The sequence below is a fragment of the Pseudomonas sp. PNPG3 genome (genome assembly GCF_023093815.1).
Classification (GTDB): Bacteria; Pseudomonadota; Gammaproteobacteria; order Pseudomonadales; family Pseudomonadaceae; genus Aquipseudomonas; species Aquipseudomonas asiatica.
Genome location: NZ_JALLKV010000121.1, coordinates 1 through 1,428, shown reverse-complemented (window position 1 = coordinate 1,428; position 1,428 = coordinate 1). Strand labels below are relative to the sequence as shown.

Genomic DNA, 1,428 nt, shown 5'->3' with positions numbered 1-1,428 from the left:
TAATGCCAGTCAGTTAAGACTGACGCTTTGAGCTTTAGCCCGTAGGCCGCAAAATCCGATGCTTGGAAACGAGCATCGGATTTTTTATGCGCCTGTCACAAGCCCTCTCCCTCACTCACGAAATGGCATCGCGGCCACATGCCCTCGAGGGGCTGGGGGCGTTGCTCGATCCTGATCTTGTGCAACAAGCTTTTGAGACGGCAGGTGTCGCGACCATTCGCAAGCGACGCCTCCCGCTTGAGAGCCTGGTGTGGTGCATCATCGGCATGGCGCTGTTCCGCCGTATGTCGGCTTGGGATGTCGTAAACCACATGGACATCATGCTGCCGGGCAAGAGGCCTCTGGTGGCCCCCAGTGCTGTTGTACAAGGGCGGCAGCGACTGGGCAGTGAAGCTGTACGTGAAGTTTTCACGCTCACTCAGCAGCGGTGGCACGAAGAAACCAAGCACCCGCACTGGTTGGGCTTGACGCTGCTTGGTGTGGACGGTGTTGTCTGGAGTACGCCTGACACAGCTGAAAACCGTGCGTTTTACGGGGGCGCTACCAATCAGCATGGGGATGGCGGTTTTCCTCAGGTTAGGATGGTCTGCCAGATGGAGCTGACCAGCCACTTACTGATAAACAGCACTTTCGAGAGCTACCACAGTAGTGAAATGAAGCTGGCAGAGCAGCTGATCGCGACCACGCCGAACCACTCGCTGACCCTGTTCGATAAAGGTTTCTATTCGTTGGGCTTGCTGCACCACTGGCAGTCACAAGGTGAGCATCGACACTGGCTGATCCCTGTGAAAAAGGGCACTCAGTACGAGGTGGAACACACGCTAGGACGCAACGATGCCGTGGTCGTCCTGCGCACATCGCCCCAGGCCCGCAAGCAATGGCCAGGCTTGCCGCTGGAAATGCGGGCACGACTGCTGAGCAAAACAATCAAAGGAAAGGTTGTGAGTGTCTTGACCTCAATGACCGATGCGCAGCGCTTCCCTGGCGATGAGATCGTTGATCTTTACAGTCAGCGCTGGGAAATCGAGCTGGGTTATCGGGAGATCAAACAAGGACTTCTGGGGGGCGAATACACCCTGAGAAGCAAGACGCCGGAGATGATTGCGCAAGAGCTGTGGGGCGTGCTGTTGGGCTACAACCTATTGCGTTATCAGATGGTGCAGATGTCGAGACAGTGCCCAGGCGTGTACCCATGCGAGATGAGCTTTACCGCTTGTAGCTGGGCGATTCTGGGCTTGCTGCATGGCACGTCATTAAACCATCCCGGCAACTTGCCAGGTTTTTTGGCAGATCTGCAGGCGTCAGCGGCTCAGTATGTCCTACCCCATCGGCGACCCGATCGATGGTTCCCCAGAGTGGTGAAGCAGCGCCCTGCAAAATATCCGACCCGAAAATGAAAATGCCAGTCAGCTTAACTGACTGGCATTA

At 56.2% G+C, this 1,428-nt stretch carries 1 protein-coding gene; it reads left to right on the top strand.

Annotated elements, in window-relative coordinates:
- The first annotated feature begins 86 nt into the window (after positions 1-86).
- The gene (locus MJ643_RS30320) at positions 87-1,397 is read left to right on the top strand and encodes an IS4 family transposase (protein ID WP_024086280.1); all 1,311 of its coding nucleotides are present in this window, start codon (positions 87-89) and stop codon (positions 1,395-1,397) included.
- The last annotated feature ends 31 nt before the right edge of the window (positions 1,398-1,428 follow it).